Origin of the sequence: Photobacterium sanguinicancri (assembly GCF_002265265.1) — a bacterium.
Lineage (GTDB): Bacteria > Pseudomonadota > Gammaproteobacteria > Enterobacterales > Vibrionaceae > Photobacterium > Photobacterium sanguinicancri.
Genome location: NZ_NOIF01000027.1, coordinates 13,775 through 37,787, shown reverse-complemented (window position 1 = coordinate 37,787; position 24,013 = coordinate 13,775). Strand labels below are relative to the sequence as shown.

Sequence of the window (24,013 nt, the reverse complement as noted above, 5' to 3'; positions counted from 1 at the left end):
TATTACTTCTTTATATAATACATGTCACATAGGCGAAAGTTTTTGTCTAAATTTATGGTGTGGTAGGTAAAACTTACTAGACTTGATTTGTAATAAACATGTTCTTGATATGTTGACACCGATAATTGATATGAAATAGGGTGTTTATTCGTGTGTGGTATTGCTTAAACGGTGGTTTCTGAATGAATGACATTCTTGTAGTTGATGACAACAGAACCATGCTGATGTTTATGGAGCGAGTATTAACCAAGCGTGGTTTTACGGTAACAACCGCCAATGATGGTGCACAAGCTTTAGCTGTATTAGAAGAATGCCCACACATTCAATTCGTTCTAAGCGATTGGATGATGCCTGAAATGGATGGTATCGAACTTTGTAGTCGGCTCAAATCAGGTTCTTATTCTCGTTATATTTTCTTTGTATTGCTGTCTGGTAAAGATGATCAAGACTCTATTATCAATGGCATTAACGCTGGTGCTGATGACTTTGTCGTTAAAGATACTCATGTTGATGAGATAGCAGCACGTGTTAAAGCAGGCTTTCGTACTTTAGGTCTTCATAATCAAATAACAGCAAAAAATGATGAACTTGATTCCGCCTACGCCATTATGAAAAAAGATTTAGAATCTGCTGGCGATTTATTAAAGCGCTTACTGCCCACAGAACGAAAACTCTCCGGTGTTGAAATAAGTTATGTCTCTTTACCTAGCGCTCAAATTGGCGGTGACATGTTGGGATACATGCAGCTAGATGAAGATAATGTCGGATTTTATTTACTCGATGTCGCAGGGCATGGTGTGTCATCGGCATTAATGTCTTTCTCTGTTCAACAGAGTATTGCTGTAAATTCAGGTAAAGGTTCGATTGTTAAATCACCGACAGAAGAAACACCTTTTTATCAAATTAACTCACCTGATAGCGTCCTTAAACATTTAAACGATCAGTATTTAAGTGACGACCATAATTTGCTTTATTTCACCATGGTGTATTCGGTTTTAAATGTAAAAACAGGCGTGTTGGAATTTGCTATCGCTGGGCATCCGCCTTTAGTGTGGCTACACGCAGCCACGGGTAAAGCTGAATTTATTGGGCAGGACAGTTTTGTTGTTGGTGCGTTTGATTTTGTTGAATACCAAACAGCAAAAGTGCAATTAGAGCCAGGTGATAAAATCTGGATTTATTCTGATGGAATAACAGAGGCAGAAAAAGGTTCAGAGCAGTTTACCGAAGAGAGATTAAGACAAACGGTGATGGACATTAAACACCATCCAACCACTGTACAAACAGATATGTTAGTTAATCGAGTCAGGGATTGGCAACGGTCAGAACAATTTGACGATGACGTGAGCGTACTCGTAGTCGAATGGACAGGTTATTCAGAAGGGGAACAATCATGCAATACGAAGCTTTCAACCAAGGTCAATGCACAATTCTTCAAATAAAAGAGGATCGCTTTGACGCTAAATTAGCGCCAAGTTTTCGCGCAGTGATTGAAGAAAAAGTAAATGAAATTGATACGCAGCTTGTACTCGATCTCACCGATGTGCGCTTTATGGATAGCAGCGGGCTTGGTGCCGTTATGGGTGCGTACAAATTACTTAAGGGTAAAAAAATCAGCGTAGTGAACCCGCAACGAGCAGTTAAAGAGCTACTTAAACTCACTCGAATGGATAAATTAATTGCGAGCTACGATTCTATCGAAGACGCCGTTAGCACTGTAGCTTAGGAGCTAGCTATGAAGGGAATGATTCTTGCCGCAGGGAAAGGCACCCGAGTAAAACCTATTACTCAAACGATCCCTAAACCTATGATCCCTATTCTGGGAAAACCCGTCATGGAGTCGATGATTCAGCTGTTTGCATCACACAGCATCGATAAAATTGTGGTCAATACCAGCCATCTTGCTGAAGTGATTGAAAATTATTTCGGCGATGGTCATCACTTTAATGTCCAGCTGTCGTATTCGTACGAAGGTGAAATGAAAGACGGTAAATTTATCAGTAAAGCATTAGGTTCTGCTGGTGGTATGAGAAAAATTCAAGATTTCTCGGGCTTTTTTGATGAAACCTTTGTTGTGGTGTGCGGCGATGCTTGGATCGATCTTGATCTAACGGAAGCGGTAAAACGCCATAAAGAAAAAGGCGGTATTGCCACTATAGTTACGCGAAATGTTGATATTAGTGAAGTGAGTAAATACGGAGTCGTTGTTGCAGATGATTATGGCCGCGTGACGAGCTTCCAAGAAAAACCAACGGAAGATGAAGCCTTATCGACTGAAATTAATACGGGTATCTATATTTTCGAGCCCGCGATTTTTGACTTTATTCCTGCTGTTCAAGAGTTTGATATTGGTAGCGAGTTATTTCCAGCGCTCGTTGAAAATGATGTGAGCTTTTACGCTACGAATATGGATTTTCAGTGGTTAGATGTGGGTAATATCAGCGATATTTGGGGTGTTACTAGCGAAATATTACACGGTAAAGTCCCTGGTTATCCCATACCTGGCACTCAGGTGAAGCCTGGTATTTGGGTTGGCATTAATACAGTTTTTGACCCTGATAATTGCCACATTACGCCGCCAGTGATTATTAGCAGTGGTTGTGAAATTCAACAGGGCGCTACGATTACTGGGCCTGCAGTTATTGGAGCTAACTGTAAAGTCGAAACAAATGCCGTTATTAATAAAAGCCTAGTGAGTGATTACATTCATATTTCTGGTTCTGCTTTTGTTGAGAATAAAACGGTCTTTGGTGATTATTTCATTAGCCATGATGGTTATACACAATCTTTGATTGAGATGGATGCGATACACATGCTGAAAGATCGCCGAACAAGTCAGCCATTGTTATCTCATCATCAAGGGCATGGTGTTTTATTTTCACAAAAGCCAGAAGAAGTCACGGTGACTAAATAGTAAGGAGCGGCTCGATGGAGACGGTCAAATGTCATTTTAATAAACAGTACAAAAGTTCTTTAGATGTTTCTCGCGACGTTGCTGAGGATATTAAAGCTTTTTGGCTAGATGTTGGTTTGAAAGAAGATGTAATTGATCAGATTGAATTGTGCTTGGTTGAGTTGGTGAATAATGCTTACGAGCATGCTTATCAACTCAACGAAGGTGAACCTATCGAGCTTAATTCCTATATCAAAAACAATGAACTCGTGATTGAAATTGCCGATTATGGTGAATCAATGACTGACGAGGAATTTGAAAAGGCAGTAGCAGGAACCTTTATTGAACCCGATCCTGAAGATCCAGAAACATGGACGACGTCAGGGCGAGGTTTCATTATTGTCGTCCAGCTTACTGATAACCTTGAATATGAAAAAGCTGGTGGTAAAAACACATTCAAGCTTTATAAAAAAACAGAAGCATAGAGCTTATTGCTGAGGAAAATATGAGAATAGCTTTCGCCACGATGGCGTTATTCTCATTATCATCTTGCGCTATACAACAATCTACTAATGACTGGCAAACAACAACGCAATCGTTAAATGGACTGTGGCGATTAGAGATAATTGATGATCAACAACGTCAATCAACAAGTCAAAATGTCAACGTGCCTAATAATTGGTATTTGGAAGGTATTGATCATGCTGGGGTAGCGATATACCAGCGTAAGTTCGATACAAACATTTCCGAGCAATCACGTTATTGGTTAGTGTTTGACGCTGTGGATTATGAAGCAAAAGTTTCTGTGAATGGCGAACAAGTAACGGCTCATACTGGTTACTTTTCGCCTTTTGGTGCTGAAATTAGCCACTTGATACGAGATCGCAATAATAATGTCGAAGTTTGGGTCAATAGCCCGAACGAAGCAATAACGCCTGATTGGTCATTATATAAAACGCAGATTAAAGGCGTATTGAACCATCATGATACTCGCCCTGGTGGTGCATGGTCTGATGCAGGACAAGATAAAAACTCTGGTGGAATATGGGGTGATGTTGCCCTGAAAGTAACAGGCCCGACAGCCATAGCATCCCTAACAGTTGTACCGACGCTTGATTTACCATCAAGACGTTCTCGTACTCAAACGAGTAAACCTTCCCTTAAGTCTTTAGCGACAACCACGACACAAGCATCCGTTAGCTTGACCGTTAATAATCTATCCAGTCAACCTGTTTCATTTTCCTACCGTTTATTCGAAGGCAATAGCATAACGCCAGTTGAATCTTATGAGCAATCTGTAAATGTCAAAGCTGGTGAGCAGACTATTAATTGGCAGTTGCCGAAAAAAGTCCGTGATCTTTGGTGGCCATGGGATTGGGGAAAACCAAGTCTATATCGCTTAGAGGTTACAGCTTCGATTAATGGAAAAGTGACAGATAAGCATGCTACGACAATAGGCTTTAGGCAGGTTGAATTTAAAGAAGCTTTTGATGAAAAGGAAAATAAGCAGAAAGGCCAGTTTTATGTAAATGGCCTACCGTACTTTGTCAGAGGAACGAATTATATCGGTAGTCAGTGGCTTGGTGAATTAACCGCAAATGACTACCAACGCGATATAACCCTTATGAAATCGGCGAACATTAACAGTGTACGTGTACACGCTCATGTTGCAGGTAAGGCATTCTACGATAAGGCGGATCAAGCAGGGGTCTTAGTCTGGCAAGATTTCCCCTTGCAGTGGGGTTACTCAGACGCGCCGGAATTTAAGCAAGAAGCCGTAAAACAAGTGGCGGAAATGACCACCATGCTCGCTAACCATCCCTCTATTGCATTTTGGAGTGGTCATAATGAACCACCTTGGGATGCAGACTGGATGAAGTATAAATACCCGAGTTATCAGCCAGCTCAGAATCAATTGTTAACAGAAGCGGTATACCAACAGCTACTAAAGGCAAAAGATAAGCGCATTGTGAGAAAGGCATCTTATACCAAAGAGCACCCTTGGCTAGGATGGTATTCCGGTGATTATAAAGATTACAGCACAGCGACTTTTACCCCGATAGTGAGTGAGTTTGGTGCGCAGGCAATGCCGAGTTTAACCATGGTAAAGCATATTTTAGGGGGAGAGTGGGTTTGGCCTCTAACTGAACAAAATATCGCCAAGTTGAACTACCACAACTATCAACCGCATGAAACATTAATGCTTGCTAAGGTTGCTCAAGGTGAATCTTTGTCACAGTTTCATCAAAATAGCCAAGAATATCAAAGAGTAGTCACTAAATATGCATCTGAACACCTAAGATTAAATAAAGGTGAAGGTGTGGCTGCCATTTATCAATTTATGTTTGTAGATAGTTGGCCTTCAATTACTTGGTCTGTGCTGGATGTAACACGTGAAGCTAAATCTGGGTATAGAGCGTTAAAACAGGCTTACCAACCAGTGATTGCGGTTGTTGAACGTGATCTTTATAGCGTGAAGGCGCATTTGTCTGTCACGGTGATCAATGATTCGCTTGCCGCGTATCCGAAGGCAATGGTTTGGATTCGTAATCAATTTGATGACAAGCAATGGGTATTTGATGGCGTTGACCTGCCAGCCAATAGCAAGAAAGTCGTCATTGAAGAATCAAACCTAGCAGGGATCTCTGGTGCCATTATCGTTGGTATTACAGACCAAAACGGTACTGAAATCAGTCGCAATATCTATAATTTTCAAGATAAATAGGTGGAACAATGACAAGGACGTTCATTTTTCTGTTAACACTGGTAACGAGCTGTGTTCTACAAGCACAGACCATAGTGGTGAACCAACTCGGCTATTTATCAAATGGCGATAAAGTCGCATATTGGTTAAAACCAAACTCGGAAAATGTCACGTTATGGTCTGTGGATCAAAATAAAAGCATTGCCCAATTCCGAGCTAAAAACCAAAAAAAGCTTAAAGATGAACGCCCAGTCGCAATGATTAATTTCAGTGCAGTGAAAGTAACAGGGTGGTTCCAATTGGTCGCGGGTGATGTGCGCTCAGCCCCTTTTCAAATAGCACCGAATACTTATAACGATCTGAGCCAACGTTTGGTTCATGCCTTGTATCTTCAGCGCTCGGGTGTGAGTGTTAATGACAAAACAACAGGGTTAGCGCGACCAATTAGCCATATGAAAGATGGCGTGATTTTCCGAACCGATGATTTCCATAAGAAAGGGAAGTTTCTGGATATGACGGGGGGTTGGTACGATGCAGGTGATTTTGGTAAATACACAGCAACGACCACAATTACCGTGGCGCGCTTACTAGAAGCATACCGTCAATCGCCTGAAATGTTTAAACCGTCCCATGATAAATCATTACCTCCTATTTTAGATGAAGCGCAGTTTGGCTTGAGCTGGCTACTAAAAATGCAGCGTGCTGATGGCGCCGTTTATCGCAAAGTATCGGGTGCAACATGGCCCGCTAAAATCCCACCTTGGCAAGATACTCAACCCCGTTATATCTATGGTGTCAGTACACCTGAAACCGCCAAGTTTGCTGCAACCATGGCTTTTGCTTCACGCATCTATGCCGCTTATCAACCAAGTATGGCGCGTCGTTATTTGCAGGCTGCTGTTCACGCATGGCGGTATTTAGAAATCACACCAGAACAATATATTGATTGGCAAAAAGGGGATGATTCAGGGTCTGGCCCATATGTGAAAAACAAAGAAGATAGTGAGCCGTCATTAGATACAGATGTTGATGATCGCCTATGGGCATTAGCCGAGTTATATATTACCACTCAGCAAGATAAATATTTAACCGCATTTAAAGCGCTATACGATAAGCAGTGGATTGATATTTTTGAATGGAAAAACCCAGCGTTAATGGGTGTGTGGCACTTATTGCTCACCTTAGAACGCGGGCAAGAACTTTATCTACAATTAGCCTCAGATTTACGCGATGTTGCAGAAAAATACGTTACCCAAGCTAATGATTCTGCCTTTGGTATCGCTAATCAACGCTTTATTTGGGGATCAAATAAGATGACGGCAGAAGCTGGGATCTTAATTGCTTGGTCTGATGCGATTCAACGTCATCAGCCACCGCATAAAGCGCAATACCGTGCAGTAGTTCAATCACAGATTGATTATTTGTTGGGTGCAAACGCCTTCAACTTAAGCTTTGTGACAGGTAGCGGTACTTATGCCGTCCGTAATTTACATCACCTGTACCGCATAGCGACAGGCGTCTATCTACCAGGATATTTAGTTGGTGGGCCGAATGAAAAAGCGCAGGCTGGGGTCGCACCAAAAAATATGGGCATGTTGAGTTATATCGACAGTGAACAGTCTTATGCAGTGAACGAATTCGCTATTGACTATAACGCAAGTTTGATTGGTTTATTGGCCACGCATCACGCGTATTTTCGTCAATATTAATGGAGTAATTCTAGATGGATTTTTATTTTAAGGAGTTCGAGCATCGCAAGCCGCCAGAGCCTGTGCCGCATAGCATGTCACGTGAATTACTTTATCAGTATTTAGCGACATGTAATCTGACACTGGGTATTTGGTACTTGTGGTGGCGATGGACGTACGCACTGAATTATGAAGCAATGTGGTTCTCACTACCTTTGGCATTTGCTGAATCGTGCGCATTTATTGGTTCTATCTTATTTACCTTTAATTTATGGAAAACAAAAGATGAGCCACGTCGTGAACCACCACACAAAATTGCCGAGTGCGTGAGCGATTCTGAAGAAGATCGTCCCATCAGTGTTGATGTGTTTTTTCCCACCTACGATGAAGAACCTGAATTAGTGCGCTTGAGTATTTTGGATGCACAGAAAATTCGATACCCGCACGACATCGAGATGAAAATATTTATTCTTGATGATGGTAAGCGCCCAGCAATGGCTGCTTTAGCGGCAGAAATGGGGGTGGAATACTTAACGCGAGAAGGTAACGCTGGCTTTAAAGCGGGTAACTTACGTAATGCGCTTGAGCAAACATACGGTGACTTCATCGTCATTTGTGACGCAGATACGCGCCCATTCCCAACGATTCTTGAGCACACGTTAGGTTATTTCCGTGACCCTGATGTGGCTTGGGTACAAACACCGCAATGGTTCTTTGATTTACCAGAAGGTGAACGCTTACCGCATTGGTTAGGCAAAAAAATGGGCGGTTTTGGCCGCTTAGTTGGTCGTGGTGTTGAACGTCTTTATGGCCCAGTAACCTTAGGTGAAGACCCCTTCGTTAATGACCCGCAAATGTTCTACGACGTTATTCAACGTCGCCGTAACTGGGTGAATGCATCATTCTGTTGCGGCGCAGGCTCTATTCACCGTCGAGAAGCGGTAATGGAAGCGGCATTGCGTGCTTACAGTGAGCAAATCAGCAAAGAACATGATGAAGTTGAACGCCAAATTCGTAAATTAACCAAAGAAAAAACGGTTGATAAGGATATTTCGAATAACCTTCGTCAAGAGATTTTATTCGACACCGAGTTTACGCCTTATAAATTTCATGTCTCAGAAGATATTTATACCTCGATTGTTCTGCATTCAGATACAGAGCGAACTTGGCGTTCTATTCAGCATCCGCAAGTTGAAAGTAAAATGCTATCTCCGCAAGATTTACAAACGTGGACGGTGCAACGTTTTAAATATTCTGGCGGCTCAATCGATATCTTTATGAATGATAATCCACTGTTCCGTAAAGGTATGAACTTTAAACAAAAGCTAATGTATGGTGCGAGCTTCTGGTCTAACTTATCGGCTATTTGGAATATTATTTTCCTAGCGTGTCCAATCATTTATTTCTTAACCAGTATTGCACCGGTGAGCGCTTACGATACAACCTTCTACCTGCATTTCTTACCGTTTGTACTGACTGCTGAACTTGCCATGATGATAGGTACATGGGGGGTTGCTGGCTATAAAGGGAAAACGAATTTCTTGTCCTTTTTCCCTGTTAACTTACGGGCACTATGGACAGTATTGAGAGGGCGGAAAATCAGCTTCCCAACGACACCAAAAGAGCGTCAAAGCGGTACATTCTTTAAGATGATTATTCCGCAGCTAACAGTATTTGTATTGAGCTTATTTAGTATGTGCTTTGCTTGGGTTGGTTATTCAACTGGCGCCTATGGTAGCTATTCGTTTGGTGGCCTAGTGCTTAATAGTTTTTGGATTATTAATAACATGATGGCGATGTGGGGCATGATTGCTGCGGCTTTCTGGTCACCACCAACAGACAAAGAGCAGGAACAAGGATCGGAGGAATTAGAATATGGAATTTAAAAAAGCACTTGTGAATGCACGGCACCACTTTGTCTTTATCGCTGGCTTAGTAACAGCGCTGATTGTCGCATTTACGATTGAAACGCGTGATTATGGCCAAGTACTCGGTAATATTACTTTTGAAGTATCAGAGCCAATTCCATTACGTGAAAATCGCATTTTGACCGAGCAAGAGTACTTGTGGGCGAAAACCGCATGGCAATACTTTGAAAATAACTACCAAGACAACACTGGGTTAGTTAATTCGGTAGATGGCTATCCATCAACAACCATGTGGGATACCGCATCATATTTAATGGGGCTTATTTCAGCGGAAAAGCTGAATGTTGTTAGCCATGCAGAATTCACCCTTCGTATGGAGAAAGTGCTCAATACATTAGCGCGTATCCCTTTAATTGAAGGTCAATTACCGAATAAAGCCTATAACACACAAACGTTAGAAATGGTGGATTATGCCAACCAACCTGTACCGAAAGGTATTGGCTGGTCTGCGATTGATATTGGTCGAATTTTGGTACCATTTAATATTTTAATTTGGCAATACCCTGAGTTTAATAAGCCAGTGAATAATGTATTAAACCACTGGAACGTCACTGAAATGATCGACAAAGGCTACTTATACGGTTCGCGTCCAGCCGTAAAAGGTGATGGCTTTGAGTTGGTGCAAGAAGGCCGTATTGGTTATGAAGAATACGCCTCAAAAGCCTTGTCTTTGATGGGGCGTGATGTATTTAATGCAATGAAATACATAGATTATTTAGACCTAGTGGAAATTGATGGCGTCGAGATCCCAACCGATAAGCGTGACCCTGCTAAGTACCATGCACATAACTACGTCGTGAGTGAATCATATATCCTCGATAGCTTAGAGTTTGGCGCTGATAGTATTTCTAAAATCTTTGCTTTTCGCGTTTATAAAGCACAAGAAAATCGTTATGAGCGTACGGGGATTTTAACTGCGGTGAGTGAAGATAACGTCGATGAAGCACCGTACTTTGTCTACAACACGGTATTCTCTGACGGTAAAGAGTGGAATGCGATTTCAGATCAGGGGGATGATGCCTCGCACCTGAAAACGTTATCGACTAAGGCAGCATTTGGCTGGTATGCACTTTACGATACGCCATATACCAGCTTGTTAATTGAAGATGCAAAGGCGCTATATTCGAAAGAGAAAGGTTGGTATTCAGGCCGCTATGAAAGTGATGGACGCACTAACAAAGCAATTACTGCGAATACTAATGGCATTGTTTTAGAGTCATTGGCTTACGTTCAAGACGGTACGTTGTTAAGCGTTGGTGTTAAGTAAAACGCAGCTTTGATAGGGAGTGTTGTATGCGTTATATCATTGTTTGCCTGATGGGGCTGTTGGCGGTTGGTTGTGGTAACAAATACAGTAGTTTGTCGGATGAAATTATCGACCGACCTAACCACTGGGATGTGCCTAAACCTCGTCATGGCAAGCTGACGGAAAAAGAAATGGATATGGCTCGGATTGCTTGGAAGTATTTTGAAAATAACCTTCAAGAATCGACAGGTCTGGTGAATGCGGTAAATAACTACCCATCAGTCACATGGTGGGATGCTGCTTCGTATCTCGCAGGTATGACAAGTGCGCTTGAATTGGGGATCATTGAAAAAGAAGAGTTTGACCGCCGTCTTATTCGCTTTTTGACAACACTCAATACGATGCAGCTCTTCAAAGGAGAACTGCCAAACAAAGCTTATAACACCCAAACAGCAGCCATGGTGGACTACGGTAACCAACCGGGCGAAATTGGTTACTCGGCGCTTGATTTAGGTCGTTTGTTAATTTGGCTGCATATAATTAAAAACCGTTACCCAGAATATAGTACTGATATCGATTCGGCGGTACTGCGCTGGAATTTCTGTAATGTTGTTGATGAAACAGGCACCATGTTTGGTGCATTGCTTGAGAAAGACAAGCCAGTTCAGTACTTACAGGAAGGGCGCTTAGGTTATGAAGAATACGCTGCAAAAGGTTTCCAGTTGTGGGGCTTTGATACCAGTCAAGCTTCGATGCCAGAGCCTTATAGCACCATAAACTTGTATGGTTACGACATACCTTATGACACGCGTGATCCACGTAAACTAAAGGCGCACAGCTATGTAGTAACAGAAAGTTTTGTGCTCGATGGCGTTGAAATGGGGTGGGATTTAACATCGGATAAAACACCGCACGATGATAACTATTCAAATGAGTGGATGGCTGAATTTGCGCTTCAAATTTACCGCGTTCAAGAAGCTAGGTATGAAAACACCGGTATTATTACCGCGCGTACAGAGCACCAGTTAGCAGGTGCGCCTTACTTCGTCTATGACACCATTTATACCGATGGTTATGCATGGAATACCATTTCTGAAGTGGGTGAATATTTACCACAGTATTCAGCGGTAGCGGTGAAAGGGGCAATGGGTATTTGGGCGCTGTGGGATACAGAGTATACCGATTTGGTTTTCGACCATATTTCAAACCTTTACGATCGTGAAAAAGGATTTTACGAGGGAATGTTTGAAAATGGTACGGGATTAATTAACACCTTTACCTCGAACAATAACGGGATTACATTGGAAATATTACTTTATAAACAAGAAGGTAAGTTGTTGACATACTTAGACAACCCGCCTGTTAGTTTATGGGATAAAGCATTGGAATCACCGTTTGGTTATGAAGGACAGTGTTTGCCAAGAAAAACACTTAATAAGAAATAATTTCTCAAATAAAGGGATGTAGATGTTGAGAAAGGGACTTATTGCATGCTCGCTGTTGGCACTAACTTCTTGTGGGGTGGTGTATCAGGGCGTGCAAGATGGTTTAACAACAATGAACACCTCCCAAGTGTTAAGACAAGGGCGTTATGGTGAATTAACTGAGCAAGAATTAGCTTGGGCGCAAACTGCATGGGTTTATGTAGAAAATAATACCCAATTGCAAACGGGTTTGGTTAATTCGATTGATAATTACCCTTCAACAAATATGTCGTCATTAGCTGATTATTTAGTTGCGCTGATGGCGGCACAAGAATTTGAATTTATTACCAGTAAAGAACATGACGAGCGATTATCGTTAGTCTTAAATTTTCTAAATAAAATGCCTTTGAGTTCTATCGGTGTGCCAAATAAAGTCTACAACACCACCACAGGTCAAATGGTCGACTATGGTAACCAACCAAAAGACATTGGTTGGTCATCGATTGATGTTGGTCGTTTGCTTATTGTGCTCGCCATGACCAAACAACGTAACCCTGAATTTTCAGAATATATCGATAAGGCCGTTTTACGGTGGAATTTCTGTGAGCTGGTAACAAATGAAGGCGAATTATACGGCGGTGTAGTGAAAGATGATGGGCAAATCTTTCGCTATAAAGAAGGCCGTTTAGGGATAGAAGAGTACACGTCGTATGGCTACCTTGATTGGCAAGTTGTGCCACAAAAAGCGATGCGTTTAGACCCCTACGAAGTGATCACCATTAACGGTATTGATATTATGTTTGACGGCCGTGATCCGCGTGATTACGACGTACTTCGCCCTGTTTATAGTAATCCTTTCTTGAAGCTTGGGCTTGAGTTTAACTGGGATGACATTAACGATAATACGAGTAGTGATGCGAAGCATACTAATGACACTTTAGCCGCAATGGCTGATTCGCTCTACCGCGTACAAGAATCTAGATGGGATAAAGAACGGATATATACCGCGCGAGGTTCACATGTTGTGAGTGGTGCTCCGTATTTTGTTTATGACAGTATTTATGCATTGGGCACCCCTTGGATTACGGTGGCTGAAGATGGTAGCGACCACGATGAACTGGCTTTGATTTCGACTCAGGCTGCTTTTCAAATGTGGACGCTCTGGAAAACAGATTATACCGATAGATTAATGGTCTTGGTTCGAGAGTTATATGATGCAGACCGTGGGTGGTACGAAGGGCGCTATGAACTTACAAGTGGTTATGAAAAAAGCATTACATTGAATACCAATGCAGGTGTATTGGAAGCATTGTTATATAAAGCTAACGGTAAACTCTATCAGCCGAATAAAGCACTGGAATACCGTGATGTTAAGTTTAATTCTCGATTTGACCACCCTGGAAGATGCTTAGTGGAGACGTTCAAATGAGCTTATTCATACAGAATTTAATTACATCTGATTTAGTTAAAATACGCGGAAAAACTGGCTTTCTCATCTTGTGCTTACTGACTGTTTTGGTGCCCATACGTGCTGTTATTGCTTCACCTGTCGATGTCGAAATCAGTTTATACAGTAAGGCGACATTCTTGGCTAAATCTGGTCGTTATAAACAAGCGGCTGAACAATACCATCGTTTATCTATTCTTTTTTTAAGTTCAGAAGCCAAGCTTGGCCGTAAAAATATGTGGCAATATGCGGGGCTTGCTGAAGCATTGGCGGCTATTGCGGCGGATAAAACTAACAGCGCGAAGGCTTATCAATATTGGGCAGATAGCATGCGCTACTTTATGACAGGGGGAACTAACTGGGATCAAATGAAGCAAAAGCTCCATATGCGTTATGAAGCGGCTAACACGCAGTTATCAACTCAACTTCAGATCAATGACTTTACCGCAACCATCGACGAACATTGGCAAAATGAATTGGATACACTGCAAGCTTGGGATGAAAAATTAAATTTCTTTTCATTTACCAGCCCTCAACTTGGTTTAGTTGATCGTCAGCAAGTAGGCTCATCGTCAGTGAACTTATCTGGGACTAAACCACAAGTTGGGTATCAACCACCATCATCTTCGGGGAAAAAGCTCAGCGGTTTAAATAATAGCTTTACTCAAAATAAGCAGTTTCAACCCATAGTCACTTCTGTTCCTGAATTACCGACAGTACCTGATTCGTCTGAGGCAAATGTATCTACAGTGGATGGGGCACTTAACCAAATACAAAACCAAGACGCAAAACAAACAGAGCAAGGTAAGGTAGAACAAAGAAACAAGGTCAGTGGATCACAAATGGCGGCATCGATGACACCAGCCAGAGCACTTGAAGCACCGGTGCTCCCCGCTAATCCTAATCTTGTTCAGACTAAAAGTGATCCTCAGGTTGAACAACAAGATGCAGGCAGTAATGTCGTCGTATTACCCATAGATGAAATTTCATTTAACGAACAAGCTAGTAAAGGAAAAGAACTAACAGAAAAAGCGCCGAATCAAGGTGCATTAGAGCAAGTCCCGGCACCAAATAAGATGCAAAATCCAATGGCAAAAGGAAACCTTGCGACATTAGAAGACGTGACAGTAACGCCACTACAGCGTCGAAGCTTTTCTCCTATCACTGTGGAGAGTGAATGAGTGGTGAAGAAAAGTAATTAAACCGCTTAATTTATCGTTTAGACCAACCCTCAATAAGGCTCTGGAAGTGCCGTCAGAGCACGGCTGACTTGTCCTTCATGCCTGATAATTCCCTATATATTTCATCCTCTAAGCAAGAGAGTGAGCTTAGATCTCATCTTTTGAAAAACCTCTACATTAGAGCAAATAAAAGCAGACATTTATTTGGCTTAGTTGCATATGGTTACTAGTCTTTAAATAGACCCTATAGGCAACATATTGCTGATCGATTGTTTGTTTAGCTTCGCTTTTAGGTGACTAATTCTCACAAGGACTAAAGGATGAGCGAGATGACTGTATCGGAGAAAGTGATTCAACAGGTGCTACTTTCAGCGAGTGACTATTTTGATCTGACAGAGGCGACTCATCAGCATAAGTTGCTGAAACTAGCGAACACCTTGTATTGCTTGAAAGATGTAACAATAGGGCGATATCAGGAGATTGCCGCTCAACCTAACTGTCCGCTTGAATTTAAATTAGCAGTGAAACTTGTCGAGTCTCGTCGCTATTTACTCACAGTGACTAAACCTGTCACTGTTGGTGTGGTGTTTGCTATGTGGGGTGAACATAACCGCTTGAATGTGAAAGATGCGACGAATCCACATGGTGAAGATTCACTTCGAGTTAAAATAGAACAACTGAACTGGGTTACACAGGGAACGGTTGTTGATTGGATTTTATACCCCGTTGATGATGGTTGTCCGCATAACAGTTATAACATCGCAAATAAGATTGCTAAAGGCAGTGTCAACTCACAGCAGGTGAAGGTGCTGAAATTGTCGGATGCACTACCAGCGGCTGATGGTCCGCTAAAGAATTTAGCATCGGTTGACGACTCTCGAAAAGGTGGCGCTATTATTTATGGTTGTCAAACAGCCCTTGCAGATGGCGTTGAGTGTGTCGTGTATACCGATGCCGATAACTCCGTTCATCTTGGTCAGTTAGGCTTATTACTCAAGCCATTCATCTCAAATCATCACCATGTTATTTTGGGCAATCGTAAGCACCCAGATTCAATTCTGATTAAACAAGAAGAGCGTTGGGGTGTGGGTATAAAAACGTTGCGTCATATGCAACGAATGATAGGGCAAGAGATCTTTTCAAAAGGGATCAAAGATACACAAGCCGCGTTCAAACTTTATGGCGCAGGTGTATTAAAAGAGATCATTAAAAAGCCAACGGTATATGATTTTTCGTTTGATACAGATTGGATTTTAGCGGCAATGCAAATGAAGCAACCTATTGCGACGATTCCTTTTGCTTTTATTGATTCAGCAGCAGAATCAGCGTCAGTCGTTCAAGGCCCGATGACAACCTGGTACACCTTGCTAGATGGTTTAGTGAAAGCTGTTCGCGCACGTCATGCTGAGCATGATCTCACGATGGCGAGTGTATTTGATCAAGAAGTGAAGTCACATGAAGATCTTGAAGCTATTATTAATGTCTTGCCCATTGAATTAGCAGACGCTGATGATGCTGATTTAGGCGACCCAAAATTAATGTCACCCGCCGCTGTCAAAGAGTGGATCGTCAAAATGAAGCAACCACAAACGGTTACTTTTTGAACCTGATTTTTCCGAATAATAGCCAAAGATAATATCAGTACCCTTTGCCCCTTTTCCTTGGGGCTTTTTTATCCCTGACCTGACCTGAAATGTATGTATACATAAATACCAACCCCTGATTTCAGATAATAAGTGCGTTCATTTAAGCTAAGCGGAAAAGGCAGGATCAGCTGTGCTGAGAGTTCGTTATTTCTTCGCCTACCCATTGTAGAAGCTGTTTAATGGCACGCGATAACACCTGATTTTGTCTAACGATATAGCCTAAGCTGGTGGTAGGAAAATCAGGTAATGGGGTGATTGTACTTTTCAGATTAAGCTTAGGGTGAAGCGAGAACGCTGGTACAATAGCAATCCCAAAACCTGCTTCAGCCCAGTCGATTTGAGCGTCAACACTACCTACTTCCATAATGCGATATTTGGGTAATTGTAAACTGGGTAACGCCAGATCGATAAGATCACGTGTTCGAGTATCGTGGCCAAGTAATATTAATGTAGGCACTTCATCAGACAGAGTACAGTCATGGCTGTTGGCTTGTTGTTGCCATGCATGTAATCCATCACCTAAAGCACACCATCGAACTTGCCGTAATTCAGTAAAGTGCAAAGGCTGACTTTCCTTTTGGGCAATAACAAAACCGAGATCAGCCTTAGCACTTTTAACTAATGCTGCCGCTTGTGTCGAGGTCGTGTTAAATAAAGATAAATCAATGCCAGGGAACTCTCGCTTAAAAGATTGAAAAGGTTTAATGAGTAATAAGCGAGAAATAATGTCACTTGCAGCAATGGATACGGTCCCTTGACTCATGTCGTTAATGGCGTTGAGATCGGCCTGACAAACTTGTAACTCTTGTAGTGAACGTTGTGCACTTTTCAGTAGACGCTCACCCGCTTGAGTGAGGCGAAAAGGGTTTCGCTCAATTAATTTAACACGTGTTGTTTTCTCTAACTGCTTGATATGTAGGCTAACATTTGGCTGTGTCATGTGAAGCTCTGTGGCTGTCTTCCCGAAGTGTTCAAGCCTAGCTAATGTGACGAAAGTGTTTAGCCAATGTAGGTCAAGCATATGAGATCCTTACCGTTATTCAACTGTGATTAATATTGCCGATTTTAGCGAAATCACGACAAACTGTGTGTATTCATTGAACATATTCTATCGGATGGCAAGTAAAAGGTCATATGGAATTCTTATTAAGCTAATAACAATTATTAATTTCTCTTATTGCTTGATGAGGCATAGCATGATGTCTTCGCTTTTAAGGAGAGTTAATTATGTCGTCTATCGTTGTTGTTGGTGCTAACTGGGGTGATGAAGGCAAAGGCCGTATCGTTGATTTCTTGGCAGAGAAAGCTTCGGCAAGCATCCGTTTCCAAGGTGGTAATAACGCAGGTCACACTGTCGTGAATGACTTAGGTACATTCAAATTACACCAACTACCAAGCGGCGTATTTAACCCTGATTGTTTAGCGGTTTTGGGCCCAGGCATGGTAATTAGCCCAGAGCATCTAACCAAAGAAATCGAAGAAGTGGCAGCTGCTGGCGTAAAAGTGAATCTGTGTATTTCAGATCGTGCAACACTGTGTTTACCGCTTCATGCTCTTGAAGATACATTAGAAGAAGAACGTTTAGGCGATGGTGCTTATGGTTCAACGCGTCAAGGTATTGCACCTGCATACGGCGACCGCGTTATGAAAAAAGGCATCTTAGTGGGTTGGTTACAACAGCCTGAAGTATTGCTTGAACGTATTCAATTCATGATGGATTGGAAACTTCCACAGCTTAGAGCTTTGTACCCATCGTTTAAGTTTGAGCAAACAGCAGAAGAAATGACCCAGTGGTTACTTGACGTGTCTGCACCTTGGCGCGATGCGATTTGTAACGTAACGCAACCGCTTAAAGCACTACAAGCTAAAGGTGAAAACCTATTGTTTGAAGCGCAGCTAGGTGCGGGCCGTGATTTGGTTTACGGAGAATACCCGTGGACAACATCATCAAATGTTATCTCAACATATGCAGGTATTGGCAGTGGTTTACCTGCACTTCGCCCTGAATGTGTTATCGCAGTAGCTAAAGCATTTAGTTCATCTGTAGGCACAGGTACTTTGGTTACAGCAATGGAAGAGCAAGATGCTTTCCGTGAAGCTGCTAACGAGTTTGGTGCAACCACGGGTCGCCCACGTGATATGGGTTACTTTGATGCAGTTGCAACCCGTAATGGTGTTGAGATCCAAGCAGCTACAGAGATCGCTCTAACAAAAGTGGACTGCTTAAGTGGTCTGACAGATCTGAAAATCTGTGTGGGTTACGACGGTGATCACAGTGAAAACCCAATTTGGCCACAAACTGCCTCTTTGGCGCCTGTTTATGAGCAAATGGAAGGTTGGAATGAAGACATCACGTCGTGCCGCAAATTCGAAGAGTTACCGAAAGCAGCGCAAGCTTACGTATTACGCATTGAAGAACTGATGGGCGTACCTGTAAAAATGGTATCGGTTGGCCCTGGTCGTGAACAAATGATCATGCGTTAATAAGTTGACTGCAAATTAGCAGTAAGAGAAAGGCAGTGTTACTTAGGTGATGCTGCCTTTTTTGTATGATGTGGCGAATTGAGCTCCGTGCTTACTGAGTAAATTGTTATCATTTATTTGCCGTGGTTAATTTAATGATAACAAAGGATGTCTCGTGCGTAAAAGTCTGATTTGGTTGTATAAAATTACATCGATTGGTGTATTTGGGCTTTACAGCATCCTCCGATGTTCGTAATATACGCCCCATGGAGAGATGGCTGAGTGGTCGAAAGCACCGGTCTTGAAAACCGGCGGCGGTTTATCCCGTCCTAGGGTTCAAATCCCTATCTCTCCGCCACATTAGAAAAAACCGCTGAAATTTCAGCGGTTTTTTTTCGTCTGAATTTTATGACTAGAGATAGGGTGCCGAACCCTAGATCAGGGTTCTCCTGAGCGAAGCGAAAGCACATTGCCAGTGCCGAAGGCGCGTAAAGGCAATAGCCCGAAGGGCGCGAGCTAGCGAGCAGTAAATCTCGATCTCTCCGCCATACCCAAAGCGCTCCGTCGTATTTCAAAAACGCTGAAGAGTCAGATCCTCACTTCCTTTTATCTATAAAGCACAACTTAACTTCTCTTCTTAGCGAGACCAAATGATGCTGAATTATTATTGACCTTACACTAGAGGGAAGGTGTACCGTTTTTGCATTGGTGAGAGAAAGGGGGAATTAACATGGGATGTTGTAATCAAGCACCCAAAGGGGGCACACGTCAGTTAGCATTATTGCTAAAAGTGACAGGTGTCATCTTTTTGATGGTTTTGTTAGTAGCGGTTTTCTTTGGCTGAGAGGTGTTAATATCGACGTATTACTCGCATCTTGCTTGCTTATTGTGCGGTTGAGCTTTTAGGGCTTATTTCTGCTTTACAGGTTTTAGCGAACCCCTTATTATACGCCGCATGGAGAGATGGCTGAGTGGTCGAAAGCACCGGTCTTGAAAACCGGCGGCGGTTTATCCCGTCCTAGGGTTCAAATCCCTATCTCTCCGCCATATTCAAAAAAACCGCTGAAATATCAGCGGTTTTTTTTCGTCTAAATTTTGTGAATTAGAGATAGGGTGCCGAACCCTAGAGCAGGGTTCACTTGAGCGAAGCGAAAGCACATTGCCCGTGCCGAAGGCACGAAAAGGCAATAGCCCGAAGGGCGCGAGCTAGCGAGCAGTAAATCCTTATCTCTTTGCCTTTATTTCGTTTGTGCTACCGTGAAAAGGATTTGTACTAAATCCACCATCTCTAAACAGCTCAGGCACATTCAAAAAAAACCGCTGAAGATTCAGCGGTTTTTTCCTGTCTAACTTTTAATTTGTGTCGTTACTTAATTTATTAAGCTTTCGCCTGCCATTTATCAACAACCAAAGCCGCAATAATATCGCCTTCCACATTCACCGCAGTGCGGAAGGTATCTAGTGGTCGCTCAATGATCAGCAAGATTGCAATTGCTTCAAGCGGAATACCCGCAGCGAGTAAGACTAACTGCATACCAGACATCGACCCTGATGGCATTCCTGGTGCACCAATAGAAGATACCATCGCCATAATAAAGATCATGATGTAGCCGCTTGTTCCTAAATCTATGCCATATAGCTGGGCAAGGAAGATAGCAGCAACCCCTTCGAACAATGCAGTACCATCCATGTTCATGATGGCACCAAGCGGCAATACCATGCTGCTTGTAGACTGCGATACTCCAAGTTCTTGCTCTGCTGTTTGCATTGATAATGGCAAGGTTGCAGAGCTAGATGAGGTGGTAAATGCCATCACCATAGGCGCAGACAGTGCTTTAAACAGTGACTTAAAACCAATGCCTGTGGTTGCTTTGGCAATGGTCGGTAAAACAATGGCACCGTGTATAAAGGTTAGGAGAAACACCAAGCCTGCAAATTTCGCCAGCTGACCAAATAGCTCGCCATTACTGGTGACAGAGAACTCAAACACGATGGCAAAAACAGCGTAAGGCGCAAACTGAATGATGCCAGACACTAATGTGTTTACGGCTTTATTTAGTCCTGAAATTACGTCAAAAACAGCATGTTTGGCAGGTAAGCTCGCCAGTAATGCAATGCCGAGTAAGATTGAAAATACAACAATAGCCAGTAAGTTCGTATTGGATAGCGCAGCAACTGGATTTTGTAGTGCCATGCTGATCAATTTACTAATAATGGCACCTGATGATGCAGAGCTATTATCGATTAATTGGGTATTCTCACTCAGGGTAATTGCTGCAGGATCCACTAATTGCGGCCAAGCAGGGAGTGCTAACGATGCGCCTAAACCTAAGCTGATCGCAATGATCGAAGTGAAGGAATAAAAGGCGACGGTTTTACAACCTAGCTGCTTAAACTTCACGGTCGAGCCGATACTTGTTATCCCCTGTAACAACGATAGCATGACAACAATACCGACGACCATTTTAAGTAGGCCTATGTATGTTGTTTTTGCCAGCATTAAAAGCGAAAAGCTAGCAGAGTCGGTGTTGATGTAATCGGCTGGGATCAGTTGTGCGAGTAGCCAAGCTGAAATAGCCGCTAGTAGAAGTTGCACTGGAAGAGATTTGAAAAAGGTGAAACGCATAGTAGGCTCTCAATATATAGCAACTAGGCTATTTAGCCCTCACTTGAAGTCGTGAGGGCTGTGGTTGCAGTTAAATACCTGTCGGTTTGAATACCGCTTTTAATCGCTTGGTGATCATTAAACGTGAAACAGTGAATACGCCACTTACCGTACTTTGATGTAGGCGGAAAATCGTATCGTATATACGTCGAATCATGCGGCCTTGTAATACCAGTTTGCCCTCACAACGCTCGTTCTGAGCAAACGGCGCGATACCAAACGAGCCGACAGCAAAGTGATGCCCGACGGCGACAACCATTCCACCATCTTTGAAGGTGAAAGGTGTGAGAGCTTGTTCGTCTAAGTGACGACTCAAGCTTTTTGCTAAGTGAATCGCAGCTTGGTTCGCAGCTTGTGCTCTAGGAGGCACGGTTGAACCATCGGCTTGTGGAATAGATGCACAGTCACCAATTGCAAAAATCGCAGGGTCAATGGTTGAACTAAGATCTTGATTCACTATGATCTGGTTCATTCGGTTGCACGCTAAACCACCAATGCCATTTAACCAGTCAGGGGCTTTTACACCAGCAGCCCAAAATTGGGTATTGGCTGCTAGGAATTGACCATCGGTTGTTTGCATGCCATCGCGACTAACGTCCTCAATGCGGGTATTGAGTAATACATTAACGTCGCTTCGTGTTAACTTTTCTAGCACCTTGTCAGACATTTTCTGAGGGCTATTGGGTAGCACGCGATCAGCTGCTTCGATCAGATTAATGTTTAAACAAGCGGCGTTATATCTTTTAAGTTTTTTGCTTACTCTTGCTAATTCAGCAGCAAGCTCAACACCTGTTGCACCAGCACCAACAATGTTGATAGTGCTGTCATTACCAGAACGCAGTACGTGGCTAATTTGGTTCCATGCCTCACGGGCTTGGCTTGCAGAGTCTAAAAACATGCAATGAGCTTGTGCGCCGTGGGTATTAAAATCATTACTTACCGCACCAATAGCGATAACAAGATAGTCGTAACTGACGGTGTCTTCGGTACCATCGGCTTTTCGTACATTAACCACTTTTTGTTGGCGATCAATGTTTGTCATGGCGGCTTGGTAGTGTTGATAACCGTGTGTTGCGCCATGAGTAAAATAACAAACGGAATCTAAATCACTATCGAAAGTACCTGCTGCAATTTCGTGCAAACGTGGTTTCCAGTAGTGATCAATTTCAGGTTCGATTAATAAAATCTCATCATTTTTACGAACAGATTTAGCAAGTAGAGTCGATAGTTCAAGGCCAGCAGCTCCGCCACCAACAACAACGATTCGAGACATAATGGATCCTCAAAAAAAGACGCTTTGCAGTGAATGCAAAGCGTGGCCATGTGCCAAAATCAAAGGTAGAAAGTGCTATCCATAGCAGCATGAACAAGCATGCGGGTCATGAAAGATTGCAGCCTTTAAGCTAAAGGCTGCATAGTAGAGCAGGGCTAGCTGTTATTTATCGAAGTGAATAACAGTACGAATGCTTTCGCCTTTGTGCATTAGCTCAAAAGATTCGTTGATATCTTCTAGTCCCATAGTGTGCGTGATGAAGTCATTCAATTTGAATTCACCCGCCATGTAGCGTTCAACAATTTCAGGTAGCTCTGAGCGGCCTTTAACGCCACCAAAAGCAGAGCCACGCCATACACGACCAGTTACTAGCTGGAATGGACGAGTCGAGATTTCTTGGCCTGCACCGGCAACACCAATCACAACTGATTCGCCCCAGCCTTTGTGGCAACACTCAAGTGCAGAGCGCATTACGTTCACGTTACCGATACACTCGAACGAGTAATCAACACCGCCGTCAGTCAGCTCAACGATGACGTCTTGAATTGGTTTATCGTAGTTAGTTGGGTTAATACAATCAGTTGCACCAAGTTGACGAGCAAGTTCGAACTTACTTTCATTAATATCGATCGCAATAATACGACCCGCTTTCGCCATTTGAGCACCAATGATGGCAGAGAGACCAATACCGCCTAGACCGAAGACAGCAACAGTGTCGCCTTCTTGTACTTTTGCAGTATTAAGTACCGCACCCATACCCGTTGTGACACCACAGCCAAGTAGGCAGACTTCTTCTAGTGGTGCTTCTTTGTTTACTTTTGCTAGTGAAATTTCTGGTAATACCGTGTATTCAGAGAAAGTAGAACAGCCCATGTAATGGAAAATTGGCTGGCCATCTTTATAGAAACGAGTCGTTCCGTCTGGCATTAGGCCTTGGCCTTGGGTTTCACGAATTTTCTGACATAAGTTTGTTTTGCCAGATAGGCAGTATTTGCACTCACCGCATTCAGGGGTGTAAAGCGGGATAACATGATCGCCGACTTCAACACTGGTGACGCCTTCGCCGATCATCTCAACAATACCGCCACCTTCATGGCCTAAGATTGCAGGGAAGATGCCTTCAGGATCATCACCAGACATGGTGAATGCATCTGTGTGGCAAACGCCTGTTGCGATAATACGCACAAGTACTTCACCTGCACGTGGCAGCATCACATCCACTTCTTCTACAGATAGTGGTTGGTTTGGACCCCATGCAATGGCAGCTTTAGATTTGATAAATTTATCGGTCATGACATCTCTCTTTATATTTCGTAAGCACGATTGCGTGCCTCGTTTTGATGGTTGCCATTATATTTATTTCTCAGATGTTGATAATCCAGTTAAATGATAAATTACTTTTACCGTGTGGTAATAATTGGACTGGGGGAAGTTATCTAATTTGAGTCTTTGATT

At 42.7% G+C, this 24,013-nt stretch carries 17 protein-coding genes and 2 tRNA genes; 15 read left to right on the top strand and 4 right to left on the bottom strand.

Annotated elements, in window-relative coordinates; genetic code table 11:
• Positions 1 to 182: 182 nt before the first annotated feature.
• From ASV53_RS06645 to ASV53_RS06590, 12 genes are all read left to right on the top strand, one after another.
• On the top strand, positions 183 to 1,442 hold the full coding sequence (locus ASV53_RS06645; protein ID WP_094956527.1) for a fused response regulator/phosphatase: 1,260 nt from the start codon (positions 183 to 185) through the stop codon (positions 1,440 to 1,442).
• On the top strand, positions 1,394 to 1,726 hold the full coding sequence (locus ASV53_RS06640) for an STAS domain-containing protein (RefSeq protein WP_094956526.1): 333 nt from the start codon (positions 1,394 to 1,396) through the stop codon (positions 1,724 to 1,726). Before ASV53_RS06645 ends, ASV53_RS06640 begins: the two co-directional genes overlap by 49 nt.
• Before the next feature lie 9 nt (positions 1,727 to 1,735).
• Positions 1,736 to 2,914 (top strand): nucleotidyltransferase family protein, encoded by a 1,179-nt coding sequence (locus ASV53_RS06635; RefSeq protein ID WP_094956525.1) that lies wholly within the window; start codon positions 1,736 to 1,738, stop codon positions 2,912 to 2,914.
• A gap of 14 nt (positions 2,915 to 2,928) precedes the next feature.
• On the top strand, positions 2,929 to 3,378 hold the full coding sequence (locus ASV53_RS06630) for an ATP-binding protein (protein ID WP_062690864.1): 450 nt from the start codon (positions 2,929 to 2,931) through the stop codon (positions 3,376 to 3,378).
• Positions 3,379 to 3,398: 20 nt separating this feature from the next.
• Positions 3,399 to 5,618 carry a glycoside hydrolase family 2 protein gene (locus tag ASV53_RS06625; protein ID WP_094956524.1) on the top strand — a complete coding sequence of 740 codons (2,220 nt, stop codon included), beginning with the start codon at positions 3,399 to 3,401 and terminating at the stop codon, positions 5,616 to 5,618.
• 8 nt (positions 5,619 to 5,626) lie between these two features.
• Complete coding sequence (locus ASV53_RS06620) at positions 5,627 to 7,306, top strand: glycoside hydrolase family 9 protein (RefSeq protein WP_094956523.1); 1,680 nt, start codon at positions 5,627 to 5,629, stop codon at positions 7,304 to 7,306.
• A 14-nt stretch (positions 7,307 to 7,320) separates the two neighbouring features.
• On the top strand, positions 7,321 to 9,171 hold the full coding sequence (locus tag ASV53_RS06615) for a glycosyltransferase family 2 protein (protein WP_094956522.1): 1,851 nt from the start codon (positions 7,321 to 7,323) through the stop codon (positions 9,169 to 9,171).
• On the top strand, positions 9,161 to 10,480 hold the full coding sequence (locus ASV53_RS06610; RefSeq protein WP_094956521.1) for a DUF3131 domain-containing protein: 1,320 nt from the start codon (positions 9,161 to 9,163) through the stop codon (positions 10,478 to 10,480). Before ASV53_RS06615 ends, ASV53_RS06610 begins: the two co-directional genes overlap by 11 nt.
• A 26-nt stretch (positions 10,481 to 10,506) precedes the next feature.
• The gene (locus ASV53_RS06605; protein WP_094956520.1) at positions 10,507 to 11,904 is read left to right on the top strand and encodes a DUF3131 domain-containing protein; all 1,398 of its coding nucleotides are present in this window, start codon (positions 10,507 to 10,509) and stop codon (positions 11,902 to 11,904) included.
• Positions 11,905 to 11,926: 22 nt separating this feature from the next.
• Entirely contained in the window at positions 11,927 to 13,312 is a 1,386-nt protein-coding gene (locus ASV53_RS06600) for a DUF3131 domain-containing protein (RefSeq protein WP_062690869.1), read from the top strand.
• The gene (locus ASV53_RS06595; protein WP_094956519.1) at positions 13,309 to 14,511 is read left to right on the top strand and encodes a hypothetical protein; all 1,203 of its coding nucleotides are present in this window, start codon (positions 13,309 to 13,311) and stop codon (positions 14,509 to 14,511) included. The genes ASV53_RS06600 and ASV53_RS06595 overlap by 4 nt, the downstream gene beginning before the upstream one ends.
• 320 nt (positions 14,512 to 14,831) lie before the next feature.
• On the top strand, positions 14,832 to 16,115 hold the full coding sequence (locus ASV53_RS06590; protein ID WP_338091403.1) for a glycosyltransferase family protein: 1,284 nt from the start codon (positions 14,832 to 14,834) through the stop codon (positions 16,113 to 16,115).
• 166 nt (positions 16,116 to 16,281) lie between these two features.
• Here ASV53_RS06590 and ASV53_RS06585 read toward each other — a convergent pair whose 3' ends face one another.
• On the bottom strand, positions 16,282 to 17,178 hold the full coding sequence (locus ASV53_RS06585; RefSeq protein ID WP_062690872.1) for a LysR family transcriptional regulator: 897 nt from the start codon (positions 17,176 to 17,178) through the stop codon (positions 16,282 to 16,284).
• A gap of 206 nt (positions 17,179 to 17,384) precedes the next feature.
• On the opposite strand from ASV53_RS06585, the gene ASV53_RS06580 reads away from it, so the two are divergent.
• The 3 genes from ASV53_RS06580 (at position 17,385) to ASV53_RS06570 (ending at position 19,667) form a co-directional block, all read left to right on the top strand.
• Positions 17,385 to 18,641 (top strand): adenylosuccinate synthase, encoded by a 1,257-nt coding sequence (locus ASV53_RS06580; RefSeq protein ID WP_094956517.1) that lies wholly within the window; start codon positions 17,385 to 17,387, stop codon positions 18,639 to 18,641.
• Between the two features lie 247 nt (positions 18,642 to 18,888).
• A tRNA-Ser gene (locus tag ASV53_RS06575) sits at positions 18,889 to 18,978 on the top strand.
• Positions 18,979 to 19,577: 599 nt separating this feature from the next.
• Positions 19,578 to 19,667, top strand: a tRNA-Ser gene (locus ASV53_RS06570).
• A 331-nt stretch (positions 19,668 to 19,998) separates the two neighbouring features.
• Here ASV53_RS06570 and ASV53_RS06565 read toward each other — a convergent pair.
• The 3 genes from ASV53_RS06565 to ASV53_RS06555 form a co-directional block, all read right to left on the bottom strand.
• The gene (locus ASV53_RS06565; protein ID WP_094956516.1) at positions 19,999 to 21,246 is read right to left on the bottom strand and encodes a dicarboxylate/amino acid:cation symporter; all 1,248 of its coding nucleotides are present in this window, start codon (positions 21,244 to 21,246) and stop codon (positions 19,999 to 20,001) included.
• Between the two features lie 70 nt (positions 21,247 to 21,316).
• Positions 21,317 to 22,558: an NAD(P)/FAD-dependent oxidoreductase gene (locus ASV53_RS06560; RefSeq protein ID WP_094956515.1), complete on the bottom strand. Its 1,242-nt coding sequence runs from the start codon at positions 22,556 to 22,558 to the stop codon at positions 21,317 to 21,319.
• Positions 22,559 to 22,720: 162 nt separating this feature from the next.
• Entirely contained in the window at positions 22,721 to 23,851 is a 1,131-nt protein-coding gene (locus ASV53_RS06555; RefSeq protein ID WP_094956514.1) for an S-(hydroxymethyl)glutathione dehydrogenase/class III alcohol dehydrogenase, read from the bottom strand.
• Between the last annotated feature and the right edge of the window lie 162 nt (positions 23,852 to 24,013).